At 68.8% G+C, this 23109-nt stretch carries 16 protein-coding genes and 1 pseudogene; 4 read left to right on the forward strand and 13 right to left on the reverse strand.

Annotated features, from left to right (window positions below; genetic code table 11):
• Positions 1 to 231: 231 nt before the first annotated feature.
• The 6 genes and pseudogenes from Q8Q77_RS20685 to Q8Q77_RS01975 form a co-directional block, all read right to left on the reverse strand.
• A pseudogene (locus Q8Q77_RS20685) lies at positions 232 to 411 on the reverse strand (nuclear transport factor 2 family protein); the annotation flags it as partial.
• A complete protein-coding gene (locus tag Q8Q77_RS01955) occupies positions 411 to 1514 on the reverse strand; it encodes an NADH:flavin oxidoreductase (RefSeq protein WP_305580628.1) in 1104 nt (367 codons plus the stop codon). The pseudogene Q8Q77_RS20685 and the gene Q8Q77_RS01955, both read right to left, overlap by 1 nt.
• 33 nt (positions 1515 to 1547) lie before the next feature.
• Entirely contained in the window at positions 1548 to 2873 is a 1326-nt protein-coding gene (locus Q8Q77_RS01960; protein ID WP_305580630.1) for an MFS transporter, read from the reverse strand.
• A gap of 136 nt (positions 2874 to 3009) precedes the next feature.
• Entirely contained in the window at positions 3010 to 5748 is a 2739-nt protein-coding gene (locus Q8Q77_RS01965) for a TonB-dependent receptor (protein ID WP_305580632.1), read from the reverse strand.
• A gap of 200 nt (positions 5749 to 5948) precedes the next feature.
• A complete protein-coding gene (locus tag Q8Q77_RS01970; protein ID WP_305580634.1) occupies positions 5949 to 7568 on the reverse strand; it encodes an acyl-CoA synthetase in 1620 nt (539 codons plus the stop codon).
• Positions 7569 to 7600: 32 nt separating this feature from the next.
• Complete coding sequence (locus Q8Q77_RS01975) at positions 7601 to 8368, reverse strand: enoyl-CoA hydratase/isomerase family protein (protein WP_305580636.1); 768 nt, start codon at positions 8366 to 8368, stop codon at positions 7601 to 7603.
• A 236-nt stretch (positions 8369 to 8604) separates the two neighbouring features.
• On the opposite strand from Q8Q77_RS01975, the gene Q8Q77_RS01980 reads away from it, so the two are divergent.
• Entirely contained in the window at positions 8605 to 9438 is an 834-nt protein-coding gene (locus Q8Q77_RS01980; RefSeq protein WP_305580639.1) for an IclR family transcriptional regulator, read from the forward strand.
• Here the strand turns inward: Q8Q77_RS01980 and Q8Q77_RS01985 are convergent.
• Both Q8Q77_RS01985 and Q8Q77_RS01990 read right to left on the reverse strand, forming a co-directional pair.
• On the reverse strand, positions 9435 to 10991 hold the full coding sequence (locus tag Q8Q77_RS01985; RefSeq protein WP_305580641.1) for a glucose 1-dehydrogenase: 1557 nt from the start codon (positions 10989 to 10991) through the stop codon (positions 9435 to 9437). The two genes, Q8Q77_RS01980 and Q8Q77_RS01985, sit on opposite strands and share 4 nt — an antisense overlap.
• A 1-nt stretch (position 10992) precedes the next feature.
• A complete protein-coding gene (locus tag Q8Q77_RS01990) occupies positions 10993 to 12642 on the reverse strand; it encodes a long-chain fatty acid--CoA ligase (protein ID WP_305580643.1) in 1650 nt (549 codons plus the stop codon).
• Positions 12643 to 12985: 343 nt separating this feature from the next.
• On the opposite strand from Q8Q77_RS01990, the gene Q8Q77_RS01995 reads away from it, so the two are divergent.
• Positions 12986 to 14524 carry an enoyl-CoA hydratase/isomerase family protein gene (locus Q8Q77_RS01995; RefSeq protein ID WP_305580645.1) on the forward strand — a complete coding sequence of 513 codons (1539 nt, stop codon included), beginning with the start codon at positions 12986 to 12988 and terminating at the stop codon, positions 14522 to 14524.
• Between the two features lie 322 nt (positions 14525 to 14846).
• Positions 14847 to 15605, forward strand: a complete 759-nt coding sequence (locus Q8Q77_RS02000; RefSeq protein WP_305580647.1) for an SDR family NAD(P)-dependent oxidoreductase — start codon at positions 14847 to 14849, stop codon at positions 15603 to 15605.
• A gap of 28 nt (positions 15606 to 15633) precedes the next feature.
• Here the strand turns inward: Q8Q77_RS02000 and Q8Q77_RS02005 are convergent, their stop codons facing one another.
• From Q8Q77_RS02005 to Q8Q77_RS02025, 5 genes are all read right to left on the reverse strand, one after another.
• Complete coding sequence (locus Q8Q77_RS02005; RefSeq protein ID WP_305580649.1) at positions 15634 to 16767, reverse strand: acyl-CoA dehydrogenase family protein; 1134 nt, start codon at positions 16765 to 16767, stop codon at positions 15634 to 15636.
• 17 nt (positions 16768 to 16784) lie between these two features.
• Positions 16785 to 17957 (reverse strand): acyl-CoA dehydrogenase family protein, encoded by a 1173-nt coding sequence (locus Q8Q77_RS02010; RefSeq protein WP_305580704.1) that lies wholly within the window; start codon positions 17955 to 17957, stop codon positions 16785 to 16787.
• A gap of 114 nt (positions 17958 to 18071) precedes the next feature.
• A complete protein-coding gene (locus tag Q8Q77_RS02015) occupies positions 18072 to 18950 on the reverse strand; it encodes an SMP-30/gluconolactonase/LRE family protein (protein WP_305580651.1) in 879 nt (292 codons plus the stop codon).
• Between the two features lie 7 nt (positions 18951 to 18957).
• On the reverse strand, positions 18958 to 20616 hold the full coding sequence (locus tag Q8Q77_RS02020; RefSeq protein ID WP_305580653.1) for an NAD(P)/FAD-dependent oxidoreductase: 1659 nt from the start codon (positions 20614 to 20616) through the stop codon (positions 18958 to 18960).
• A 136-nt stretch (positions 20617 to 20752) separates the two neighbouring features.
• The gene (locus tag Q8Q77_RS02025) at positions 20753 to 21772 is read right to left on the reverse strand and encodes a LacI family DNA-binding transcriptional regulator (RefSeq protein WP_305580655.1); all 1020 of its coding nucleotides are present in this window, start codon (positions 21770 to 21772) and stop codon (positions 20753 to 20755) included.
• A gap of 108 nt (positions 21773 to 21880) precedes the next feature.
• Here Q8Q77_RS02025 and Q8Q77_RS02030 point away from each other — a divergent pair, with 108 nt between their 5' ends.
• A complete protein-coding gene (locus Q8Q77_RS02030) occupies positions 21881 to 23098 on the forward strand; it encodes an MFS transporter (RefSeq protein WP_305580657.1) in 1218 nt (405 codons plus the stop codon).
• The last annotated feature ends 11 nt before the right edge of the window (positions 23099 to 23109 follow it).

The raw sequence follows: 23109 nt of genomic DNA on the forward strand, positions 1-23109 counted from the left end.
GCCATCAGAGGCGTGATTGCACGCCGTTTGAAACACCAGCCGCCCGAGCCGCGGCGAAATAAGTCGTTGTATCTGACGACTCCAGTGGCGCGGCCGACCGGCGTCGCCGTTCCTGGTCCCTCCTCGCTCGCGATCACCACGCCCAGGCAGCCGCCCTGCGCCGTATCGGCGTCGATGGGCGTCGAGCGCCACATAGAGCCTGAGGCCCTGCTCCGGGATCGACTTTACGAAGTCGACAATCTCCGACCGGCCCCTCAGCTTGAAGGGAAGCGATCCGCTCCGCACGACCTCGGCATCCACGGCGAACAGCGACGCCACCGCCTCCCCGTCGCGAGACGTCAACAGGCGGAAATAGTCCGCCAAAAGGCGCTCGCACGCCCGCTCGATGATCAATCTCGCCAAGTCGTCCATCAATGGAGCTCGTCGAGCTTGCTGATATCGAACGCCCGCAGTCGGTCGCCGCGCCCTTCTGCGATGTTCTCCAGCCAATGCGGATCGCTAAGCAGGGCGCGCCCGACGGCCACCAGGTCGAACTCGTCGCGCGCCAGCCGTTCGAGGAGCTGGTCGATGGAGGTCGGCGCCGATGTCCCGCCTCCAAAGCCGGTGATGAAGTCGCCGGACAGGCCGACCGATCCCACCGTCATGGCGGTCCGGCCGGTCAGGCGGCGCGCCCACCCCGCCAGGTTCAGATCCGAACCCTCGAAGGCCGGCTCCCAGAAGCGCCTTTGCGAGCAGTGAATGATGTCCACACCCGCGTCGCACAGCGGCTCCAGCATGGCGGCGAATTCGCGCGGCCCGTCGGCCAAGCGGGCGGCGTAGTCCTGCTGTTTCCATTGTGAGACGCGCAGGGAGATTGGCAGGGCCTGACCCACCTCGCGGCGGATCGCCTGGACGATCTCGGTGGCGAACCGAGTGCGCTCCGCGAGCGTGGCGCCCCCATAGCGGTCCGTCCGCCGGTTCGTCCCGGCCCAGAAGAACTGGTCGATGAGATAACCGTGGGCGGCATGGATCTCGACACCGTCGAAACCCAGGTCGGCGGCCCGGCGCGCCGCCGCAGCGAAGGCCCCGATGGTGTCGGCGATGTCGCCCTCGCTCATGGCCCGTCCGAACGGCGCGTCTGGCGACATCAGGCCCGACGGGCTCTCCACCTGCGCGTCGGGCGCCCATTGCGACCGACGGCCCTGGGTGGCGCCCACATGCCACAGCTGCGGCATGATCCGTCCGCCCTCCGCGTGCACGGCCGAAACGACCTCGGCCCAACCGGTCATCGCCGCCTCGCCCCAGAACCTGGGCACGTTGGGATCATCCCCCGATCCAGGGCGCTCCACCACCGTGCCTTCCGTGATGATCAGCCCGACGCCGGCGCGCGCGCGGCGCGCGTAATAGGCCGCGACGTCCGGGCCCGGCACGCCGCCTGGCGATCGCGACCGGGTCATCGGCGCCATGACCACGCGGTTGGGCAACCGCAGGCCCGCGACATCGTAAGTTCGGAAGAGGGTGTCCGCGGCCGGCATCGGGCCTCCACTGAATTGCGGCGTTTGGACGGGCTAGCCGACCTCGTCCTGGCGGATGGTCCGCGCGGCCAGGCCGAACAGGCAGGCGGCGACCAGCATCATCGAAGCCATCAGCGCCATGGACCACCGAAGGCCGGCCTCGGCGCCGAGGTGCTGCGCCAGGAGATCGCTCAGGACGCCGATCGTCAGGGGCCCCAGGCCGAGGCCAATGATGTTGACGAGGAACAGAAGCACTGCGGCCGCCGTCGCGCGCACCTCGGGGCGCACGACGCTCTGCACGGCGGCGAAGGCCGGCCCGAAGGTCAGGCCGTTGGCGAGCACCGCCGGCAGCACGAGGGCCAGTGACAGCTCAAGGGAGGCCGGCGCCATGACGAGGGCGAAGGCCGGCGCGCCGAAGAGGGTCGCCAGGGCCGGCAGCCGGGCATAGCCGCTGATATCCCTCCTCGCCGCGCGATCGGCCAGCACGCCGCCTAGATAGGTCCCGGCGCCCGACCCCGCGCCGACTAGGAGACCGAGGGCGACACCCAGGAAGCCGATCGGACCGAGCCCGCTCTGCTCGCCGAGCCGGCCGAGCGCCTCGCCATGCGTGCGCAGGAAGAAGGAGCCGTAGAAGGCCGAGTGTCCGTAGAAGACGAACGAGGAGAAGCCGCCCGCCACCGCCACCAGCCAGAAGGAACGCTTGGCGCGTAGCTCCGCCATCGCATCGCGCAGGCTCAAGGAAGGCGTCGGGGCGCTGGCCTTGGCCGCGCCGCGACGCGGCTCCTTCAGGGTCAGTGCGATGACGGCCGCCAGCAGCAGCCCCGGCGCGCCGGCCAGCACGAAAGCCGTCCGCCAACCCAGGCTGTCGGCCAGAAGTCCGCCCATGGTCAGGCCCAGGAGCGATCCCAGCGGAATGCCTAGGGAATAGAAGGCGAGCGCGGAGGCCCGCTTTTCCTTTGGGGCGTACTCGGTGATCAGCGAATGGGCCGGCGGCGTGCAGCCCGCCTCCCCAGTGGCCACGCCCATCCGCATCAGGAGAAGCTCCGGAAAGCCGCGGGCGAAGCCGCACGCAATGGTGAAGCCGCTCCAGATGGCGAGCGAGCCGGCGATGATGGCCACCCGATTGGCGCGATCGGCCAGCCTCGCCACGGGAATCCCGAGCACGGTGTAGAACAGTGCGAAGGCCAGGCCCGTGACCGCGCCGACCTGCCAGTCGGCGAGCTTGAGGTCGTGCTTGATCGGCTCGGCCAGGATGGTGACGATCTGCCGGTCGAGCATGTTGAACGCATAGGCGAGCATCAGCACGATGAGGACATAGCGCCGGTAGCCCGGCGTGACGTCCCGAGCGATCCCGCCGGCGGCTGCGACGCGTTGGTGCATGGTCTCTGTCCCAAGGAACATCGGCGCTGGGCGAACTCGGAGGCGAGCAGCCATGCGGCGGACGATCGGCGTTCAGGATCTCAGGCCGGGCGGCGGCGGCCGGAAGGCCGCCGCCGGGGAGGCGAACCCCGTCTGATCAGAACCGCTTGCTGATCGAGACGCCGTAGGTCCGGGGGTCGAGGATGAAGGCGTTCTGCAGCAGACCCATGGCTTCATCGACGAAGAAGGTGTCGGTGATCGGCCGGTCGTTGAAGACGTTCTTCACATAGGCCTCGATCTCCAGGCCCATGGCCTCGTTCTTCGCCTGGATTGAGATGTTCCCGTTCTCCCAGCCTTCGAGGCGGTCGACCGTGGTGTTGTAGACCCGGGAGAAGGACTCCCCCTGGCGGTAGTAGTCGGCGCGCAGGGTGGCGTCCCAACCGGAGGGCAGGTTCCACGTGTACTGGGCGCCCAGCGACACCGTCCAGGGCGGCGCATTGGGCAGTTCCTTGCCCGACAGCTTGGCCGCGACGCCCTCGGCCGGGACGACGCCGAGCGAGGCGAAGGTCCCCGAGCAGACGCCGAGCAGAGCCAGCGGATTGCCCGAGACGCCCGCCACGGTCGCAGCGCCGGGCTGCTGCTGGATGATCGCCAGGAGATTGCCCAGGGCCGCGGTCGGGGCGACGCACCCGGCCATGCTCGAGGCCTTGACCAGGGTCAGGCTCGGATTGCCCTGCGTGCGGTTGACCGGGTCGATGGACGAGCCGTTCTGGACCTCGGTGTTGAGGAAGCCCGCATTGACGTTGAACCGCAGATTGTTCACCGGCTCCCAAATGCCCTCGACCTCGAAGCCGGTGACGATGGCGTCGATGTTCTCGGTGACCGAGATCCGGTTCACGAATTTCGAGATCTGATAGCCCTTGTAGTCGTAGTAGAAGCCCGTGAGGTTGAGGATCAGGGTCCCGTCCAGCAGCGTGTTCTTCATGCCGACTTCGTAGGCGTTGACGAACTCCGGGTCGTAGATCGGCCGCGGAGCCCCGATCCCGCCGGCGCCGATATTGTTGGGACCGCCGCCTTTATAGCCACGCGAATAGAAGGCGTAGAGCAGGGTGCTGTCGGTGAACGACAGGTCCGGCTTCCAGTCCACCCCGACCCGGCCGGTCATCTCGCTGAACTCGGCCGTGTACGATGCCGGCGCTCCGGGGGTCAGACCCGAGCCGGGCGTCAGGAGCTTCACCGGATAGCTGTAGAGGGTCTTGGTGTCCTTGGTGTAGCGCAGGCCGCCGGTGACCTTCAGGGCGTCGGTCGCCTCCCAGTAGATCTCGCCGAAGGCCGCCTTGGAATCCAGTGTGTAGGGCTGATAGCTCAGATAGTTGCCGTGCCCGCTGGGGTTCGGCTCCGGGTTCGGGTTGATGTAGATGCAGTTGGTGGCGCCCAGCGCGCAGGTCGCCCCTCCGTTCGCCACCCGCGCGAAGTTCGTGAGGGCGTTCGACAGGATGTAGAAGGACTGGATCGTCTCGTAGTCGACGTAGTTGGCGCCGATGCTGAAGTTCAACGGCCCCTCGAACGACGACGACAGCCGCACCTCCTGGGTCCACTGCTCGGACGGATGCTGGTTGGAATCGTAGACCTGCAGCGTGTTCGCTGGCCCGAGCTGCGGATCGTTCACCACCCCGCCCGGCGCCGTCGCCGTGGCGTTGAACGCCGTCGGGAAGCCGAAGCGGTACATGTCCTGTTCGGAGTTGTACTCGCCCTTGTAGTACGAGGTCAGCAGGTTGAACTGCAGGGTCGGCGTGATGTCCCAGGCGGCGCTGAGCTCAAGCACGTCCTCCTTGGCGTAGTAGCTCGGATCGACGGCCGACTCGACCGTGCTCAGGTCGGCGACCTGGCGCCTGTTGGCGCTGAGATCCCCGCTGGCCAGACCGCCCCGATAGGCCAGCAGGCCGAACAGGGTGGACAACGAGTTGGGCGTTCCGTTGGCGGCGTCGGCATAGATCGAGCCGTTGGTGCAGCCCTGGCTGAGGAAGCCGCGCACCACATTGTTGGTGACCGCCACGCCGCCGACTGACGAGGGGCCGTTGTCGCGAGTGCACAGGCCCTTGCCAGTGCGCAGGCGATCGTCATCCTCCTCGAAGTGCTGCCAGACAAGATTGGCCTTGAAGGTCTCGACCGGCGTGAACGCCAGGCTCGCGCGGACCGAATAGAGGTCGCGGCCGTCGATGTCGTGGCCCGTGGTCAGGTTGGTCGCGAACCCCGAACGGCTGAGATAGGAGCCGGCGACCCGCAGGGCCAGGGTGTCGTCGATGAGCGGGATGTTGACCATCGCACGCACCTTGCGGGTGTCGAAATTGCCGATCTCCCCGCGGATGGCGGCCTCGAAGCTGTTCGTCGGCTTGGCGGTGATGACGTTGACCACGCCGCCCGTGGCGTTGCGCCCGTAGAGCGTTCCCTGCGGGCCGCGCAGGACCTCGACGCGCTCGACGTCGAAGAACTCGGCCTCGAACAGGCGGTTTTCGGTGAGCGGAGCGCCGTTCAGGTGGACGCCGGTGGAGGTGTCGCCGGTCACCGCCGTCTGCTTGGTGCCGATGCCGCGGATCTGGAAGTTGTAACCGCTATAGAAGCCCTTGGAGAAGGTGACGTTCGGCACGGCGCGCTGGAGGTTGGCGCCGCCGTCGATCTTCTGCGCCTCGAGCATGGTCTGCGAGAAGGCCGACACCGCGATCGGCACGTCCTGCAGGGCCTCTTCGCGCCGCTGCGCGGTCACCACCAGCTCGCTCATCAGGGTGTCGCCGTCCTGCGGCGCAGCTTCCTGGCCGAGCGCCGGCATGGCCACGAGGACGGCCAGCAGCGACACGCCAGCCGAAAGCACACGCGCCCGATTGTTAGATATTTGCATGCTTGTTTCCCCCAAGTTTGAGCAGCGCCTTAGGCAGCTCGATGTTGTCGTTGACCAGACGTCCTCAGGACGTCGCATTCGATAATAAAACTATCGGCGATCGCCTTCCGAACCCCGCCGCCTTCCCCTGGAGACGGCCCGATATTTCATTCGCGATATTCGAAAGATGCGCGCATTCATGGTCCCGCATCGCCCTGCACCTACAGGTTTTCGACCGGCGTCGGCGTCGCGATCAGCGCCTGCGCGGTTCGGTAGTCGGCCTTGCCGCTCTCATGCCGGGGCACGACCTCGACATGCAGGAACCGCCGCGGCAGCTTGTAGTTCGCCAGGGTCTTCTGCAGCCCGGCGCGAACCGCCGCTTCGTCGAACGCCGAGGTGGACTTGACGATCGCGACGATCGACTTGCCCCAGGTGGGGTCGGGCTCACCCACCACCAGCGCGTCCTCGACGCCCGGCTGAAGTTTGAGCGCCTCCTCCACCTCCTCGGGGAAAACCTTTTCGCCGCCGGTGTTGATGGACAGGTTTCCGCGACCGATCAGGACCAGCTGGCCTTCCGCGTCGAGCCGCGCGAAGTCACCGGGCACGGCGTACCGGACCCCGTCGATCATGCGATAGGTCTCGGCGGTTTTCTGCGGATCTCGATAATAGCCGGCCGCCACGGGCTCGGTGCGGGCCAGCAGGCCCTCGCCAGGGACGCCCTTGGGAAGGACGGCGCCCGTATCGGCGTCGATCAGCACGGTCTTTGCGCCCGGGGCGAACACGCCCGTCGCCGGCACATTGTCGGCCGTCGCCACCGAGTAGCCGAAGCCCGACGCTTCCGAGGCGCCCAGGATGTCGACGAGGGTCACTTTCGGCAGGTGCGCCAGCAGGCCCGCCTTGACCTCACCGCTCCAGATCAGGCCCGCCGATGAGATGACCTTCAGGCTGGACAGCTCGTAGCGCCCCGGCGCCGCCTCCAGGGCGCGCAGCATGGGACGGGCGAAGACATCGCCGACGATGGCGATCCGCGTCACCCCGGTGCGCTCGACCTCGCGCCACAACTCGTCGGCGTCAAACCGGTCCGAGGGCAGCAGGACCGCTCCGCCGCCGGCCATCAGCTCGCCGATGACCGCGTTGCTGCCGGCGCCGTGCATCAGCGGACAGGCCGGGATGGTGCGGCTGGGGGCGAGATTGTCCCGCACAATGGCCGAGTGCTCGGCCAGGTCGGCGGGCCGCTTGGCGATCAGCGGCGATTCGAGTTGGACCTTTCGCGCGTCGCCCGTACGCCACAGGACGCCCTTGGGCCGCCCGGTCGTGCCGCCGGTGTAGAGCAGGTAGCTGTCGTCGGGCGAGCGCCGGATGTCGAGCGGCGCGCCGTCGCCGGCCTGGGCCCAGGCCTCGAAGGATTGCTCGCCCTCCGCCGCGGCGCGGACCTGGCGGTCCGACTCGATGCGGATCCACAGACGCACGCCAGGCAGCCGGGCCTTCAGCTCGGCGATCGTGGCGTCCAGGCCGTCCTGGTAGAACAGCGCCGAGGCGCCGCAATCCTCCAGGACGTAGACGATCTCGTCGGCGGTATAGCGGTAGTTGACGTTGACGCTGACCGTCCGCGACTTCAGCGCCGCCACCGTCGCCTCGATATAAGCGGGGTGATTGCGGCACAGGATGGCCACCCGGTCGTCCGGCGCCAGCCCATGCTCGATCATCGTCCGGGCCAGGTTGTTGGTCCGGTGATCGAAGGCCGCCCACGTCACGACGTCGTCGCCCCAGATCAGGGCCGGGCGATCGGCCGGAACAACCCGCGCGACCGCATCGAGAATATCGCCGTAGTTCCAGCCCATGGGCAGGTCCCCCAAGTCGGTGGGTGGTGCGCTCAGCGCCCGGTGAACACCGGGGGACGCTTCTCCACGAAGGCGCGCACCGCCTCCTTGGCGTCGTCGCTCTTCTTCAGGCGATTGGTGTTGCCCTGCTCGTAGCGATAGCCGTCGCGCAGGGTCATGTTCTCGATGGCCGCCAGGCTGTCCTTGGCGTAGGCCACGGCCAGCGGGCTCTTGGCGGCGATCTGCCGGGCGATGCCCATGGCGTAGGGCATCAGCTCCTCAGGCGGCAGGCAGGCCTCGAGCACCCCGCGATCGAAGAGTTCACGCGCCGGCGCGCGATAGCCGGTGAGCACCATCCGGCGGACCAGCGAGTGGGGCAGAATCCGCATGGCGTGGCGGCCCCCGCCCATCAGTCCGACATCGATCTCGGGCAGGCCGAACACGGCCTTTTCAGAGGCCACCAGGATGTCGCAGCTGGCCACGAGGCCAAGGCCGGCGCCGAGCGCGGCGCCGTTCACGGCGGCGATCACCGGCTTCTTGCACTCGATGATGCTGTAGCTGATCTCGCGCACCTTGCGCATGCGCCGCCACTCGTAGCCCTGCTCGGGCTCGCCGGTGGTCGCGGGCTTCAGATCAGCCCCCGCGCAGAACTGCTTGCCCGCGCCGGTCAGCACCACGGCGAGCACATCATCGCGGTCGTTGAAGGTGTCGAAGATGGCGGTCATTTCCTCGACCGCCTCGATGGGCATGGAATTCACGGGGGGATTGTCGAGGGTGACGACCGCGACGCCATCTTCGACCTCGAGACGAACCAATGCCATGAACTCATCCTCTCCTGCGCCTGCGCCCAGGTCCGGCGCTTGGGAGGGAAGCTATCCGCGCGTCCGGGGGCGAACACGGTCGCGGCCGTGCGGCGTTCAAAAATCCCATATGAATTTCGCGCGCTCGAAGCAGGCTCGCGTCGCGCCCCGGGGACCGCTAGCCTTCAGACAAGTTCCCTGGGACATGCGGAGCCTGAAGGCCGCGCCACGAGGACGTCGTCGCACTGGGGTTGGAAATGCGTCGGGACCCGATCAAGTCAGCCGCCCGGACCCTCGAGGTCCTGGAGCTTTTCCATGAACAGCGCACGCCCCTACGGCTGAAGTTCATCTTCGAGCGCCTGTCCTACCCACAATCCAGCACCACTTCCCTGCTCAAGAGCATGGTGGTCCTGGGCTACCTCAACTACGACCGGCCGACCCGCACCTATTTCCCAACCCCCCGCGTGGCGGCGCTGGGCGACTGGATCAACCACTATCTCTACGGCGCCGGCGACGTTCTGGGCCTGATGCAGACGGTCTTCGAGAAGACCAACGAGACCGTGGTGCTCTCGTCGCAGAACGACATCTTCATCCAGCACATCCGGGTGCTGCAGCCTTCGCACCCCTACAAGGTCCCCCCCTCGGAAGGCAGCATGAGGGTGCTGACGCACTCGGCCGCCGGCCTGGTGCTGCTGAGCGGCATGGCGCCCAAGGCGGTCGACAAGCTGATCCGCCACATCAACGCCTACGAGCAGGGTCGCTCGAAGAAGATCGACATCGACGAGTTGAGCGAGCAGCTCGCCTGGATCCGGCGCGAGGGCTACAGCCTGCTGGCGGCCTTCCCTTTCCCCGACGCGGCGGGCCTGGCCATGCCCTTGCCCAAGAGCCCGCACGGCATGCCGCTGACGCTCGGGGTAGGCGGCCTCAACAGCCGGATCGCCCGCAAGCGCAGCGAGATCATCGCGACCATGCGTGAAGCCATCGCCGAGTACGAGCGCAAGCTAAACCTGGCCTCGGCGGCGGCTGAATCGGAGCTGACGGACCCCGAAGCCGAGGTCGACGAAGACCAGGCCCAGGACGCCCTGCCCTAGCCGTCGCTGGCGTCGCCGGCGTCACCGAACGCGTGCCACCCGCCGTCGATGCTGACCACTGATCCCGTGACATAGCTGGCCGCGTCGCCGGCCAGGAAGGCGACCAGGTCGGCCACCTCGCGCGGCAGGCCCAGGCGTCCCATCGGCGTGCGCTTCAACACATCCGCGAAGCGCCGTGCCCCGCTGTCTCTCAAGGCCAGGAGACCCGGGGTCTCGATATAGCCCGGCGCCACGGCGTTGACCCGGATTCCGCGTTCGGCCCACTCGCAGGCGAGGCTCTTGGTCAACATGCCCACGCCCGCCTTGGCCGCGCAGTAGGCATTGCGCTGCGGCAGGGCGGCCAGACCGGCGATCGAGCCGAGATTGACGATCGCCGCGCCGCCGCGATCCGTCATGCGCCGCCCCGCCGCGCGGGCCGCGATGAAGGCGCCGGTCAGGTTGACATCGAACACAGCCTGGAACTCGGCCGCGCTCTGGTCGACCGTCGGCTTGAAGACGTCGGCGACCCCGGCGTTGTTGACCAGCACGTCGATCCGCCCCCAACGAACCATGGCTTCATCCATGGCCGCCTCGATCCCGGCCTCGTCCATGACGTCGCACAGGCGGACGAGATGCTGCGGGCCGAGCTCGGCGGCCAGCGTCTCGAGCGCCGCCGCGTCCCGGTCGATTACCAGCAACCGGTCCCCATCGCGGACGAACCGCTCGACGATGGCCCGGCCTATGCCGCTGGCGCCGCCCGTCACCACCACGGTGCGCGGTCCCGGCGGCGGGACCCGAGGCGCCGGACGGGTCGAGGCCTGTCCCGTGCCGCCGAACGCCAGAAAGCCGCCGTCGGCCACCAACAGGGCGCCGGTGACATAGGACGCCTCGTCCGACGCCAGGTAGAAGACGGCCTCGGCGATCTCGTCCGGCGCGCCCATCCGGCCGAGCGGGATCCGCCGTTCGACCAGGGCCGGATCGACCTTGCCGTTGGCGATCAGCCGCTCGACCATGTCGGTGCGGGTGTAACCGGGGGCGACGGCGTTGACGCGAACCCCGCGACCGGCCCACTCGCAGGCCAGGGTCCGCGTCAGCGACGCCACCGCGGCCTTGCTCGCCCCGTAGCCGTTGCGGAACGGCACCGCCGCCACCCCGGCGCCCGAGGCCAGGTTAACGATCGCGCCCTGCCCCTGGGCCAGCATCACCCGGCCCGCCTCCCGCGCCGCCATGAAGACGCCGGTCACATTGACGCCGATCAGCGCCCGGAACTCGTCCAGCGGCTGGTCCACCACGGGTTTGGCCTGAGCGTCGATCACGCCGGCGTTGTTGATCAGCACGTCGACGCGGCCGAAGGCCGACAGGCAGGCGGCGACCATCGCCTTGACGTCGGCCTCCACGGAGACGTCCACCGCCAGCCCCAGATGCGCCTCCCCCAGGCTCGCGGCGCGGGCCAGGGCCGCCTCGCCGTTGCGGTCGGCGATCAGCACCCTGTCCCCGGCCGCGGCGAACCTGCGCGCGATCGCCCAGCCGATGCCGTCCGCGCCGCCCGTGACGATGACCGCCCTCGACGCCATCTCAGCTCACCTTGACGTCGGCGCGCGACAGGTGGTCGCGATAGGTCTCACGCAGCGCCGTCTTGAGCAGCTTGCCTGTCGCCGTGTGCGGCAGGTCGGGCACGAAGATCACATCGTCCGGCAGCCACCAGCGCGCCACCCGGTTGGCCAAGAACTGCAGGATGTCCGCCTTGGCCGGCGCGGCTCCGGGCCGCGGCACGACCAACAGCAGCGGCCGCTCCTGCCATTTGGGATGGGGCACGCCGATCACGGCGGCCTCGCGGACCTCGGGATGGGCGATGGCGGCGTTCTCCAGGTCGATGGACGATATCCACTCCCCGCCTGACTTGATCACATCCTTCGACCGGTCGGTGATCTGCAGGAAGCCGTCCGGCAGCATGCGGGCCACGTCGCCTGTCGTGAACCAGCCGTCGGCGTCCACGGCGGGCTCGTCGGCCTTGTAGTACTGGCGCAACACCCAGGGCCCGCGCACCTGCAACTCACCCGTCGCGACGCCGTCGGCGGGCAGTTCCTGCCCGGCCTCGTCGATGATCCTGAGCTCGACACCGTAGATCGCCCGCCCCTGGCGGCTTTGGATGTCATAGCGGGCTTGGCGCTCCAGCTTGGCGTGCTCGGGAAGCGGCGTGCCGATCGTTGCCAGGGGGCTGGTCTCGGTCATGCCCCAAGCATGGATGACATAGACCCCGAGTAGCCAGTCGAACTTCTCGATCAGCGCGCGGGGCGCGGCCGAGCCGCCCACGAGCACGCGCTCCAGCGCCAGGCTCGACAGGTTCAGGCGCTCGCCATGCGCGGAAATGAAATCCAGGAAGCCGAGCCAGACCGTCGGCACCCCCAGTGAGAAGGTGCACGCCTCGTCGCGCAGCAGGTTGTAGAGGCTCTCTCCGTCCAGGGCGGCGCCCGGCAGCACCAGCTTGGCGCCGCACATCGCCGCCGAGAACGGTACGCCCCAGGCGTTGACGTGGAACAGCGGCGTCACCAGCAGCACGCTATCGCGGCTCGACAGGCCCATGCCGTCCGCCGCCGTGGCGCAGAAGGCGTGAAGCACGAGCGAACGATGGCTGTAGAGCACGCCCTTGGGCGACCCGGTGGTGCCGGATGTGTAGCAGAGGATCGCGCCGTCGTGCTCGCCGACCGGCGTCCAAGGCGCGTCGTCGGGCTGGGCGTCGATCAGGTCCTCGAAGCACATGAGGTTGGCCAGGCTGCTCTCCGGCATGGCCTCGCGCTCGCAGAGCAGCACGAACCCCCGGATTGACGGGATCTGGCCGGCGAACGGCTCGATCAGAGCGATGAAGGCCGGGTCGAGGAACACATAGCGGTTCTCGGCATGCTCCAGGATGTAGGCGATCTGTTCTGGAAACAGCCGCGGATTGACGGTGTTGAGGATCGCCCCTGCCCCGGTCGCGCCGTAGTAGAGTTCCAGGTGGCGGGCGGAATTGACCGCCAGGCTGGCCACCCGCTCGCCGGGCTGCACGCCGAGCGCGCGCAGAGCCGCCGCCAACCGCCGCGCCCGCCGCGCGACCGCCGCATAGGTCGAGCGTTCGATCCGGCCCGCCTCGGTCTTCGACACCACCTCGACGCCCCCGTGATAGCGCGCCGCGTAGTCAATCACCGAGGACAGCAACAGCGGCGTGTCCTGCATTAGGCCCAACATGCTTCCCCCGGGAGGTCGATCGAATTCGGGAAGGCTATCGGGGCCGGGCGTCAGTTGCGGCAGGCCGCCGGGCGGGGGCTCGGAATTCACATAGCTGATAATGGCGCACCCCGGCTCGCGCGGGGTTGTCGTTGCCGTTCCGGCGGCACAGGTTGGACTGGCGAAAATCTAGGATGATCAAGAGGCAGGGCGGCCTTCGGCGGCCCTGAACGATCCAGAATCCGAACGCCGCGGATCACGTGGTGCTGCAGCAAGACAGCCGGATGGGGAGGTACGAGATGGGAACGGCCAAGACACCGGCGTCCGCGCGCATTTTCCGGCCGGTCGCGCGCTCGGTGGACAGATGAACGCCCTGGCCCAAGCCCGCGCGCCGTTCCACCGCCGGACACAGGCGCCCGAGGCCCTGCCGTTCGCGACCATCGAGATCCGCGCGAGCGTCGCCGTGATCCGCCTTGAGCTGCCCTCGCCTGGCCTTTGGGATGCGCAGGAGCAGCAACTCTTCATCACCTCCCTCACCGACCTGGCCGCGCGCGGTGATCTGACCGCGATTGTCGTTCAGGGCGCGGCCCTGTTCGCCGAAAAGCCAGGCCTGGCGACGCCGGACTTCCGCGCCGTGGTCGAGGCCGTGGCGGGTTCGCCCCTGCCGGTGATCGCGGCCATCGCCGGCGACGCCATAGGCGTCGGGCTCGAACTCGCGCTCGCCTGCGCCGGTCGGGTCGCGGCGCGCGGCGGGCGCTTCAGCTTCCCGGACCTGCGGGCGGGACGCCTGCCCACGCACGGCGCGATCGAACGCCTTCCGCGGCTGATTGGCATGACGCGCGCGAGCGACCTTCTGATCTTCAACGCGACCCTGGACGCCGACGCGGCGCTCGAAGCCGGACTGATCGACGCCATCGCCGGGCGCGACGTGGTCGCCGCGGCGATCGACCTGGCGCATTCCGGGGTCGGCAACGCGCGTGCCTGCCGGTCCGACACGATCGTCCTCGACAGCGACAAGGCCGACCTCTTCGGCGTCCGGCTGCGCGTACGGCGCGAGGCGCCGGACCAGACCGCGCCGTCCGTCGCCCTGCAGGCCCTGGAGGCCGCCGCCCGCCTGCCGGTCCGCCGGGCCATGGCCGACACGGCCAGGGCCGCGGCCGCCCTCGCCAAGACCGATCAGGCCCAGGCCTTGGCCTACGCCGCGGCGGGCAAGGCCACCCTGGAGCGCTGGGGGGCGGAGGCCGCGCGCGAGGTCCTGGCCCGCCGGCTGCGCTGGCCGCTGCTGCGCGAAGCCGTCCACATGCTCGACGAGGGGGCGACGCCGTCCCAGCTCGACCGCTGCCTCATGGCGTTCGGCTTCAGTGAGGGACCGTTCGCGCTCTCCGACCGGTTGGGCATGGCCGCCCTGTTCGGGGTCGCCGCGGATGGGGCGATCCCCGCCGATCCCTGGCTCTGCTACTCCCCGACCCTGGACCTCATGTCCGACGCCCACCGTCATGGCGGATCCTCGCCGGGCTGGTACCGGCGCGCGGAAGCTTCCAGCCACCTCACCTTCGATCCCGAGGTCGCCCGCATCATCCAGGCGTCGGCCACGTTCCAGCGAATCTGCCGCCAGCCAATGTCGGACGAGGTGATCGCCGAGCGGTGCCTGCTGGCGGCGGTCAATGGCGCGGCCGAATTGCTGCAGGTCGAGGACAACCTCACCGCCCCCCTGCTGGACGCCATCTGGACCGTCATGCTGGGCTTTCCGGCCTGGAAGGGCGGGCCCCTGCTGCAGGCCGACCGCACTGGCCTCGACCAGGTCGTCGAGGGGCTCCGGAAGCTTCAGGCCAAGCGCAACACCGCCGGCGCTCCCTGCGAGATCATCCTGCGATGCGCGGCCCGGGGCGAAGGGCTGGGCTGACGCCCAGTCGCCGAATATCCCGCATGGATTATTCCGCGCGCGCCGGGCGGCTGTAACCGCCGAAGCTCCCCGGGTCGCTAGACTTACCCATCTTCCTCCCCGGAAGCCTGAGCGGGAGCCCACGCCCCACGGCGCTGGCTCGATGTACGCGAAGCGCCGGCGTCCGCATGGCCGCCGGCGCCTTTTTCTTCGCGACGGGCGAGCGCCTCACGCCGACGTCCTGAAATTCACATGGGCGATAAAGTTCCGATCGCCTCGCGGCGATCCGCCCTCGGCGTCCACGCGGCTCATAACCGTGACGACATTCGCGGAGGGGAAGACCATGAGCGGACGACTGAGCGGGCGTTCGGCCCTGGTGACCGGCGCATCGCGCGGTCTGGGGCGCGCCACCGCCGAACTGCTGGCCGCCGAGGGCTGCGCCGTGGCGGTGGTGGACCTCAAGGCCCATTGGGCCGAGGCCACGGTCGAGGCGATCAAGGCCGCCGGCGGCCAGGCCGTGGCCATCGGCGCCGACGTCTCCGACAGGGCGGCGCTGGGCGGCGCCCTCGAGGCGACCGCTGCGCAATTCGGGCGGCTGGACGTCCTGGTGAACAACGCCATGTGGAACCGCTACGAGCCCATCGCCGCGATCACCGAGGAGACCATGGAGCGGATGCTGGGGGTCGGCTTCAAGGCGGTGGTCTGGGGGATCCAGGCCGCCGCCCCGATCATGCAGCGCACGGGCGGCGGGTCGATCGTCAACATCGCCTCGGTCTCCGCCCTCCTGGGGATTCCCAACGCCCTGCTCTATTGCGGCGTGAAGGCGGCGGTGGCGGGCCTGACCCGCTCGGCGGCGGCCGAGCTCGGCGCCGTGGGCGTGCGGGTCAACGCCATCGCGCCCTCAACCGTGGACACCGAAGGCGTGCGCGCCGTCGTCTCCGCCGAGAAGATGCAGTCCCGCATCGATCAGACCCCGATGCGCCGGCTGGGCACGCCCGACGACATCGCGCGCGCCGTGCGCTACCTGGCCTGCGAGGATTCAAGCTTCGTGACCGGCCAGGTGCTGACCGTCGACGGCGGACTGGCGACCTCGTTCTCCTGAGACGTCACGGCCGTTCGCCGCCTCGCGCTCAGGCCGCGCGGGCGGCGGCGAACTGCCGGCGATGCTCGGCCGCGTTGCCGAAAGCCAGGTCGATCATCACCAGGCGCTTGAGATAGTGGCCGATGGCCAGCTCGTCGCTGAAGCCCATGCCGCCGTGCAGCTGAACCGCCTGACGGGCGACATAGAGGCTCGTCTGTCCCACCCGCGCCTTGGCCGCCGCGATCGTCTGGCGGCGCGCGGGATCGGACGAACTCACCGCGATCGTCGCCAGATAGGTCATCGATCGCGCCTCCTCGCAGGCGATCGCCATGTCCACAGCGCGGTGCTGCAAGGCCTGGAACGATCCGATGGCCTGGCCGAACTGCTTGCGGGTCCTGAGGTGCTGCAGGGTCTGCTCATAGGCCGCCTCCATCGCGCCGACCGCCTCGGCCAGGCGCGCGACGATCGCCAGATCCACCGCATGGCGCGCCAGGCCGAAGCCTTGGCCGACCTCGCCGATCACCGCGCCGTCGGACACCTCGACACCGTCCAGCGACAGGCTCGCATTGCGGCGATGGTCCATGGCCCGGACCGCATGGACGGCCAGCCCCGGCGCGTCCCTGGCCACGAGGAACAGGGTGATCCCCGCTTCCTCGGCCCCTTCGCCGGACGTCCGCGCCGGCACGACGAACCAGTCGGCCTCGGCGCCGTCCAGGGCATGGCTCTTCTCGCCCGTCAGGCGGAAGCCCGCCGCCGTGCGCTCGGCGCGCGTGGAGACCGCCGCCAGGTCGAAGCGCCCATCGGGTTCGGCGTCGGCCAGGGTGACCACCGCGGTTCCCGCCATCGCCGCGGCGATCAGTTCGGTGCGTTCCGGCCCGGCCAGGTGCGGCAGCAGCGTGGGCGCGAACACCGCGCTGGCGACGAAGGGCTCCAGCATCAAGGCCCGGCCCACGCCCTCCATGATCACCATGGTGTCGACCGGCGAGCCGCCCAGGCCGCCGTCTTCCTCCGGCGCCGTGAGGGACAGCCAGCCGAGGTCGGCCATCTGCTTCCACAGGCCCCGGTCGAAGCCCTCGCCGCGGCCGATGCGGGCGCGCCAGGCGGAGAAGTCGTAGTGGTCGCGGGCGAAGCGCAGGACGCTGTCCTGCAGCAGGCGCTGTTCGTCGGTGAGCTCGAAATTCATCGGTCGACGGCTCCTGCCTAGAGGCCCAGCGCCCGGCGGGCGATGATGTTGCGTTGGATTTCGTTGGCGCCGCCGTAGATGCTGGTGACGCGGGAATAGAGCATGCCCATCATCGGCCAGGGCTCGGTCGGCGCCCCGTTTCCGATCGTTCCGAAGGCCGCGGCGTCGTAGCCCATGGTCTCCACCCAGAACTCGGTGACCTCCTGCAGCAGCTCCGACCAGCGCACCTTGATCATCGAGGCGCGCGGGCCGGAGTCCTTGCCCGACGCCGCCTCGGCCATGGTCCGCATGACCATCCCCTCCAGGGCGATCACCTCGATTTCGAGCTGGGCCAGACGGTCGGCGGTCACCGGGTCGTCGAGCAGGGCGCCTTGGCTGGTCCGGGCCTGGGCCGCGGCCGCCCGCGCGCCGCGCAGCTGCTGGCGAAGCCGCAGGGTGGTGGCCGCGGTCACCCCGCGCTCGCGGTCCAGCAGGACCTTTCCGTAGCCCCAGCCCTGCCCTTCCTCGCCGATGAGGTTGGCCACTGGGACCCGAACGCTGTCCAGGAACACCTCGTTGGTATGATGGATCTCGTCCATGGTGATGATCGGCCGGATGCTGACCCCGGGCATGTCCATGTCGAGCAGCAACAGCGAGATCCCCGCCTGCTTGCGCCCCTCCGGATCGGTCCGGACCAGGCAGAACATGCGGTTGGCGACCTGGGCGTAGCTGGTCCACATCTTTTGGCCGTCGACCACATAGCAGTCGCCGTCGCGCACGGCCCGCGTGCTCAGCGAGGCCAGGTCCGAACCCGCGTTCGGCTCGGAATATCCCTGGCACCACCAGTCTTCGCTGGAGAGGATGCGCGGCAGGTAACGCGCCTTCTGCTCGGCGTTTCCGAAGGTGAAGATGATCGGGCCGATCAGTTCGAGGCCCTGGTGGTACTGCACCGGCGCGTCGGCCAACGACGCCTCGGTCTCGAAAATGTAAAGCTGGGTCGGCGTCCAGCCCGTGCCGCCGTACTCCTTTGGCCAGGACGGCGCGCCCCAGCCCCGCGCGTGCAGGAGCTTCTGCCAGGCGACGAATTCGTGCGGCTCCAGGCGCATGCCGGCGCGCACCCGGGCCTTGAAGGACTCCGGCGTGTTCTCAGTGAAGAATGCGCGAACCTCGTCGCGAAAGGCCCGGTCGGCGGGGTCGAGGTCGAGATCCATGAGCGTCCTGTCGAACAGCATATGACTGTGTCCAGGTTCTAGGCGCAGCGGCGTCGGTGTCGCCGCGGCGTCGCCGGCGCGCGCCAAGATCGCATATGAAATCTCGGCGCTCCGTCAGAGCCGGCAGCGTGTCTCGGCGATCCCCTGCGCGCCCAGACCCTCGATGGCGAAGAGCCGCCCGCCGTCCGGGTGGTCCGTCTTGAGCCGCCCGCCGGAATCGGAAATCGCCGTGACGTAGAGCACATCAAGGCGCTCGCCGCCGAAAGCCGGGCACGAGGGGAATGGGATCGGACAGTCGACCAGCCGCTCCACCTTCCCATCCGGCGTGATGCAGGCGATCTGCCCCGACTGGACGAGCGCCACCCACAGCCGGCCCTCGGCGTCGACGGTCGCGCCGTCGGGCGCGGAGTTGAGCGGCGCGGTGTCGATCAGCGTCTCGCGCGGCCCGATCTGGCCGGTCTCGAGATCGTAGGCATAGGTCCAGATGGCCTGGCGGAGACTGTCGGCGAAATAGAGCCGGTCGCCTGAGGGGCTGAAGCAGATCGAGTTCGAAATCTCGACGCCGGTCTCCAGCACCTCGCAGGTCCCGCCCCGATCGAAGCGGTAGAGCCTGCCCTCCGGCGGCCGCCCGTCCGCATGGTGCTGCGAACCCGTCACGAAGCGGCCTGCCCTGTCGGTCTTGCCGTCGTTCAGTCGCTCGGCGGCAAGGATCGGGTCCGGCTTGGCCAGGGGGGTGAACACCCCCGCGGCGAAATCTACACGGCACACTTCATGGCGTAGTCCGGCCACCAGACGGCCGGGTTCGCCAAGTACGATGCTGCCGACCATGTCCGGCGCCGACAGCGAAGCCTGGTCGCCCGTCTCCGGATCGAAGGACCAGATCGTCGGCGCGCGCCCATCCACCCAGAAAAGGCGCTTCAGCACCGGATCCCAGACCGGGGACTCGCCGAGCCGGCAGCGCTCGCGTCCGATGATCTCGATGTGCGGCGTCATCCGACGATCAGGCCTCGACGGGACTCTGCGACCGCTCGAACGAGAACCCGCGATAGCCGTCCGCGGTCACGGATTCACAGATCTCGCGATACTTGTTGAAGCCGCCGGAATAGAGGCTGAACACCCTCGGCTTCCCCGCGACATTGGCGCCGACGTACCAGGTGTTGGCTTTCGGCATCAGGGACTTTTCCGCCAGCGCGGAGATCGCATCCAGCCACTGCGCCTCGGCCTCGGCGCCGGCCTCGATCGTGGCGAACTGTTGGCCACGCATGTGCTCGATGCACTCGGCGATCCAGTCGGTGTTCTGCTCGTCCAGGGTGACGATATTGGCGAGAGCCGCCGGACCATTGGCGCCGCAGATCATGAACAGGTTCGGGAAGCCTTCCATGGCCAGGCCCAGATAGGACCGCGCCCCGTCGCGCCATTTGTCCTTCAGGCTGCGTCCGCCCCGGCCCTTGATGTCGACGGCCAGCATGGCGCCCGTCAGTCCGTCATAACCGGTGGCCATGATGAGCACGTCGAGCTCGACCTCGCGAGCCTGTGTCTGCACGCCCCGCTCCGTGAGGCGCAGGATGGGGTCCTCGAGCAGGTCAACAAGGTGGACGTTGGGCTGATTGAAAGCCTCATAATAATTGGTGTCCAGGCAGGGACGGCGGGCGAAGATCGGATAGCCGCGCGGCTTCAGCCGCTCGGCGGTGTCCGGATCCTTGACCACCTCGCCGATCTTGCCGCGGACGAACTCGGCGACGATCTCATTCGCTTCCGCATTGGTCAGCAGGTCGGAGAAGGTGCCCAGGAACGCCAGTCCGCCGCGCGCCCAGGAATCCTCCATGAGCTCCAGGCGCTCCTGTGGCGTCACGCTGAACAGCGGACGGCTGGAAATGGGACGGACCCCGCCGATCGCTGTGTTCCGGGCCGAGGCTCGAAGAGCGGGGTAGTGCCGTTTCACCTGGGCGACGTACTCGGCGTCCAGCGGCTTGTTCCTCATGGGCATGGTGAAACTGGGCGTGCGCTGGAACACGAAGAGCTCATCGGCCTCTTCGGCGACGACCGGGACGATCTGGATGCCCGTCGAGCCGGTGCCCACGACGCCGACCCGCTTGCCGGCGAAGCTCACCGGCGCGTGCGGCCACCTGGCGGCGTAGTAAATCTCGCCCTTGAAGTCGTTCACCCCCTCGAAGCCGACCTCCTTGGGGATGGAGAGCGGACCGGTGGCCATGATGCAGTAGGTCGCCTCGATCACCTCGCCGCGATCGGTCCTGGCGACCCAAAGGCGACGGACGTCGTCGAACTCGGCGCTCTCGACCCGGGTGTTGAACTGGAACGCCTTTCGGAGGTCGAGCCGGTCGGCGGCGAAATTGGCGTAGGCGAGGATTTCCGGCTGGGCCGCGAACTGCTCAGACCACGTCCATTCCTGCTGGATCTCCTCGGAGAACGAATAGCTGTAGTCGATGCTCATCAGGTCGCAGCGGGCGCCCGGATAGCGGTTCCAGTACCAGACGCCGCCCACACCGCCGCCGGCTTCGATCCCCTGCACAGACAGGCCCATGCCGCGCAAGCGATGGACCATGCACATGCCCCCAAAGCCGGCGCCGATCACCAGGGCGTCCACTCGCGTCGTGCGTCCGGCCTTGCCGGTGGGCCACATCAGGTTCCCGTCGCTCATCTGTCCTTCATCCCTGTCCGATGGTGCCGATGCCCGGTGCTAGCAGGGCGCGCGGGCGCGTCGGGCGATCAGGGATCGGAGCGGCGAAACATCACATCCGTGTCGATTCTCGATCGGACTTGCCGCGCGCTAGCGCCTAGGCGGAGACCCTGGTCCTGACCGGCCCGCAGCTCGCCCGTATCACCAGCCGGTGCGCCAATGTCACGTGCTGCACCTCCGGCGCCTCGCCCGAGAGGATGCCGAGCAGGAGACGCACCGCCTCCTGGCCGATGCGGTCCATGGGCTGGCTGACGGTGGTCAGCGGCGGATCGAGGTACTGGGCGTAGCGAATGTCGTCGAACCCGATGAGCGAGATGTCGCCCGGGCAGGACAGCCCCGATCTCCGGAAAGCCTCGAGCGCGCCCATGGCCATCTCGTCGCTGAAGCAGAAGATCGCTGTCGGGCGAGCGTCGGCCCGCAGCAGCGCCAGCGTCTGTTCGAGGCCGGACTCGATGGAAAAATCGCCGACGGCCACCGCCAGACCCTGCGCCTGGCCATGACGGGCGGCCGCGTCGCGCGCGCCGTCCAGGCGGTCACGGCTGATGGGACTGGCCAGCGGGCCGCTGATCACACCCACGCGGCTGTGACCCAGGCCGTAAAGGTGCTCCATCGCCTCGCCGGCGGCGCGGGCGTTGTCGATATGGGCGCTGGAGACGGCGAGGTCCGGGCTGAACTCGCAGCCGTTGACGATGGGCGCGCGGGCGCCCATCGCCTCGACCATCTCGGCCAGGCTGTCGGGCAGCCGATGGCCGAGGAACACCAGCCCATCGGCCTCCTTGCGGCGGAGCATCTGACCGTACTGCTCCTCCCGCTCGGGCTCGTGGCGGGTGTCGCCCAGCAGCACCGAATAGCCCGCGGCCTGGGCGGCGGCTTCGACGCCCCGGATAACCTGGCTGAAGAAGGGATTGGAGATGTCCGGCACCGTCACCAGGATCTTCTGGGTCCGCAGGGTGCGCAGGCTCTTGGCCGCGGTGTTGGGCGCGTAGCCGAGGCGCTCGACGACCGCCAGGACCCGCTCGCGAGTGGCCTGGGACACCACCTGCGGCGCGCTCAACACGCGGGATACGGTGGCGGTGGACACCCCGGCGTCACGGGCGACGTCCTGGATCGTAGCCATTCCTGTTGCCTCCCGCCGAGTCGATTGCTAACGATGTAATCCATTACATCGTGTGAGCGGAGCCGTCCAAGGAGTTCCGCCGCCGAACGGCCTGGGAGGGCTAGGGGCATGACGGTTCAGGCGCGGCTCTTTCTGATGATGGTGCTGCAGCTCGCCGTCTGGGGCGCCTGGGCGCCGAAGCTGTTCCCCTACATGAGCATGCTGGGCTTCGCGCCGTGGCAGCAGTCGCTGGTCGGCAGTTGCTGGGGCGTCGCGGCCCTGGCCGGCATCTTCTTCTCCAACCAGTTCGCCGACCGCAACTTCGCCGCCGAGCGGTTCATGTCCGTGAGCCACCTGCTCGGCGGACTGGCGCTGGTCGGTTGCGCCTTCACGACCAGCTTCTGGCCATTCTTCGCCTGCTACCTAGTCTTCAGCCTGCTTTATGTGCCGACCCTGTCGGTCTCCAACTCGATCGCCTTCGCCAACCTCAAGGAGCCCGCCCGGGACTTCGGCGCCGTGCGGATGGGCGGCACCGTGGGCTGGATCCTGGTGAGCTGGCCCTTCATCTTCCTGCTCGGAGCCCAGGCTAGCGCCGACCAGGTGCGCTGGATCTTCCTGGTGGCGGCCATCGTCTCCTTCGCGCTCGCGGCCTACAGCCTCACCCTGCCCCACACCCCGCCCAAGCGCGACGCCGCCGGCGCCGACCCGCTGGCCTGGCGCGAGACCCTGAAGCTGCTGCGCCTGCCCTTCGTGGCGGTGCTGTTCCTGGTGACCTTCATCGATAGCGTCATCCACAACGGCTATTTCGTGATGGCCGACGCCTTCCTGACCGACCGCGTGGGCATCGCCGGGAACCTCTCGATGGTGGTCCTCAGCCTCGGGCAGATCGCCGAGATCGTGACCATGTTCGTGCTGGGCGGAGTGCTGATCCGGCTAGGGTGGAAGGTCACCATGATCGTCGGCGTCCTGGGCCACGCCGCGCGGTTCGCCGTCTTCGCCTTCGCCGCCGACAGCGTGCCGATGATCGTGGCGGTGCAGCTCCTGCACGGCGTCTGCTACGCCTTCTTCTTCGCGACCGTGTACATCTTCGTGGACGCCGCCTTCCCCAAGGACGTCCGCTCCAGCGCCCAGGGCCTGTTCAACTTCCTGATCCTGGGCGTGGGCAATGTGGCGGCGGCCTTCCTGTTCCCGACCCTGATGGGACGGCTGAAGGACCCGGCGACCGGCGCGGTCGACTACCAGTCCCTGTTCCTGGTTCCCACCGGCATGGCGCTTGTCGCCGTCCTGCTGCTCGCCCTGTTCTTCCGCCCGCCCACCCGGGCGCCCCAAACCGCACCCGCGGCCTGACGCCGCCCGAG

It is taken from the genome of Phenylobacterium sp. (assembly GCF_030698145.1).
Taxonomy (GTDB): Bacteria; Pseudomonadota; Alphaproteobacteria; order Caulobacterales; family Caulobacteraceae; genus Phenylobacterium.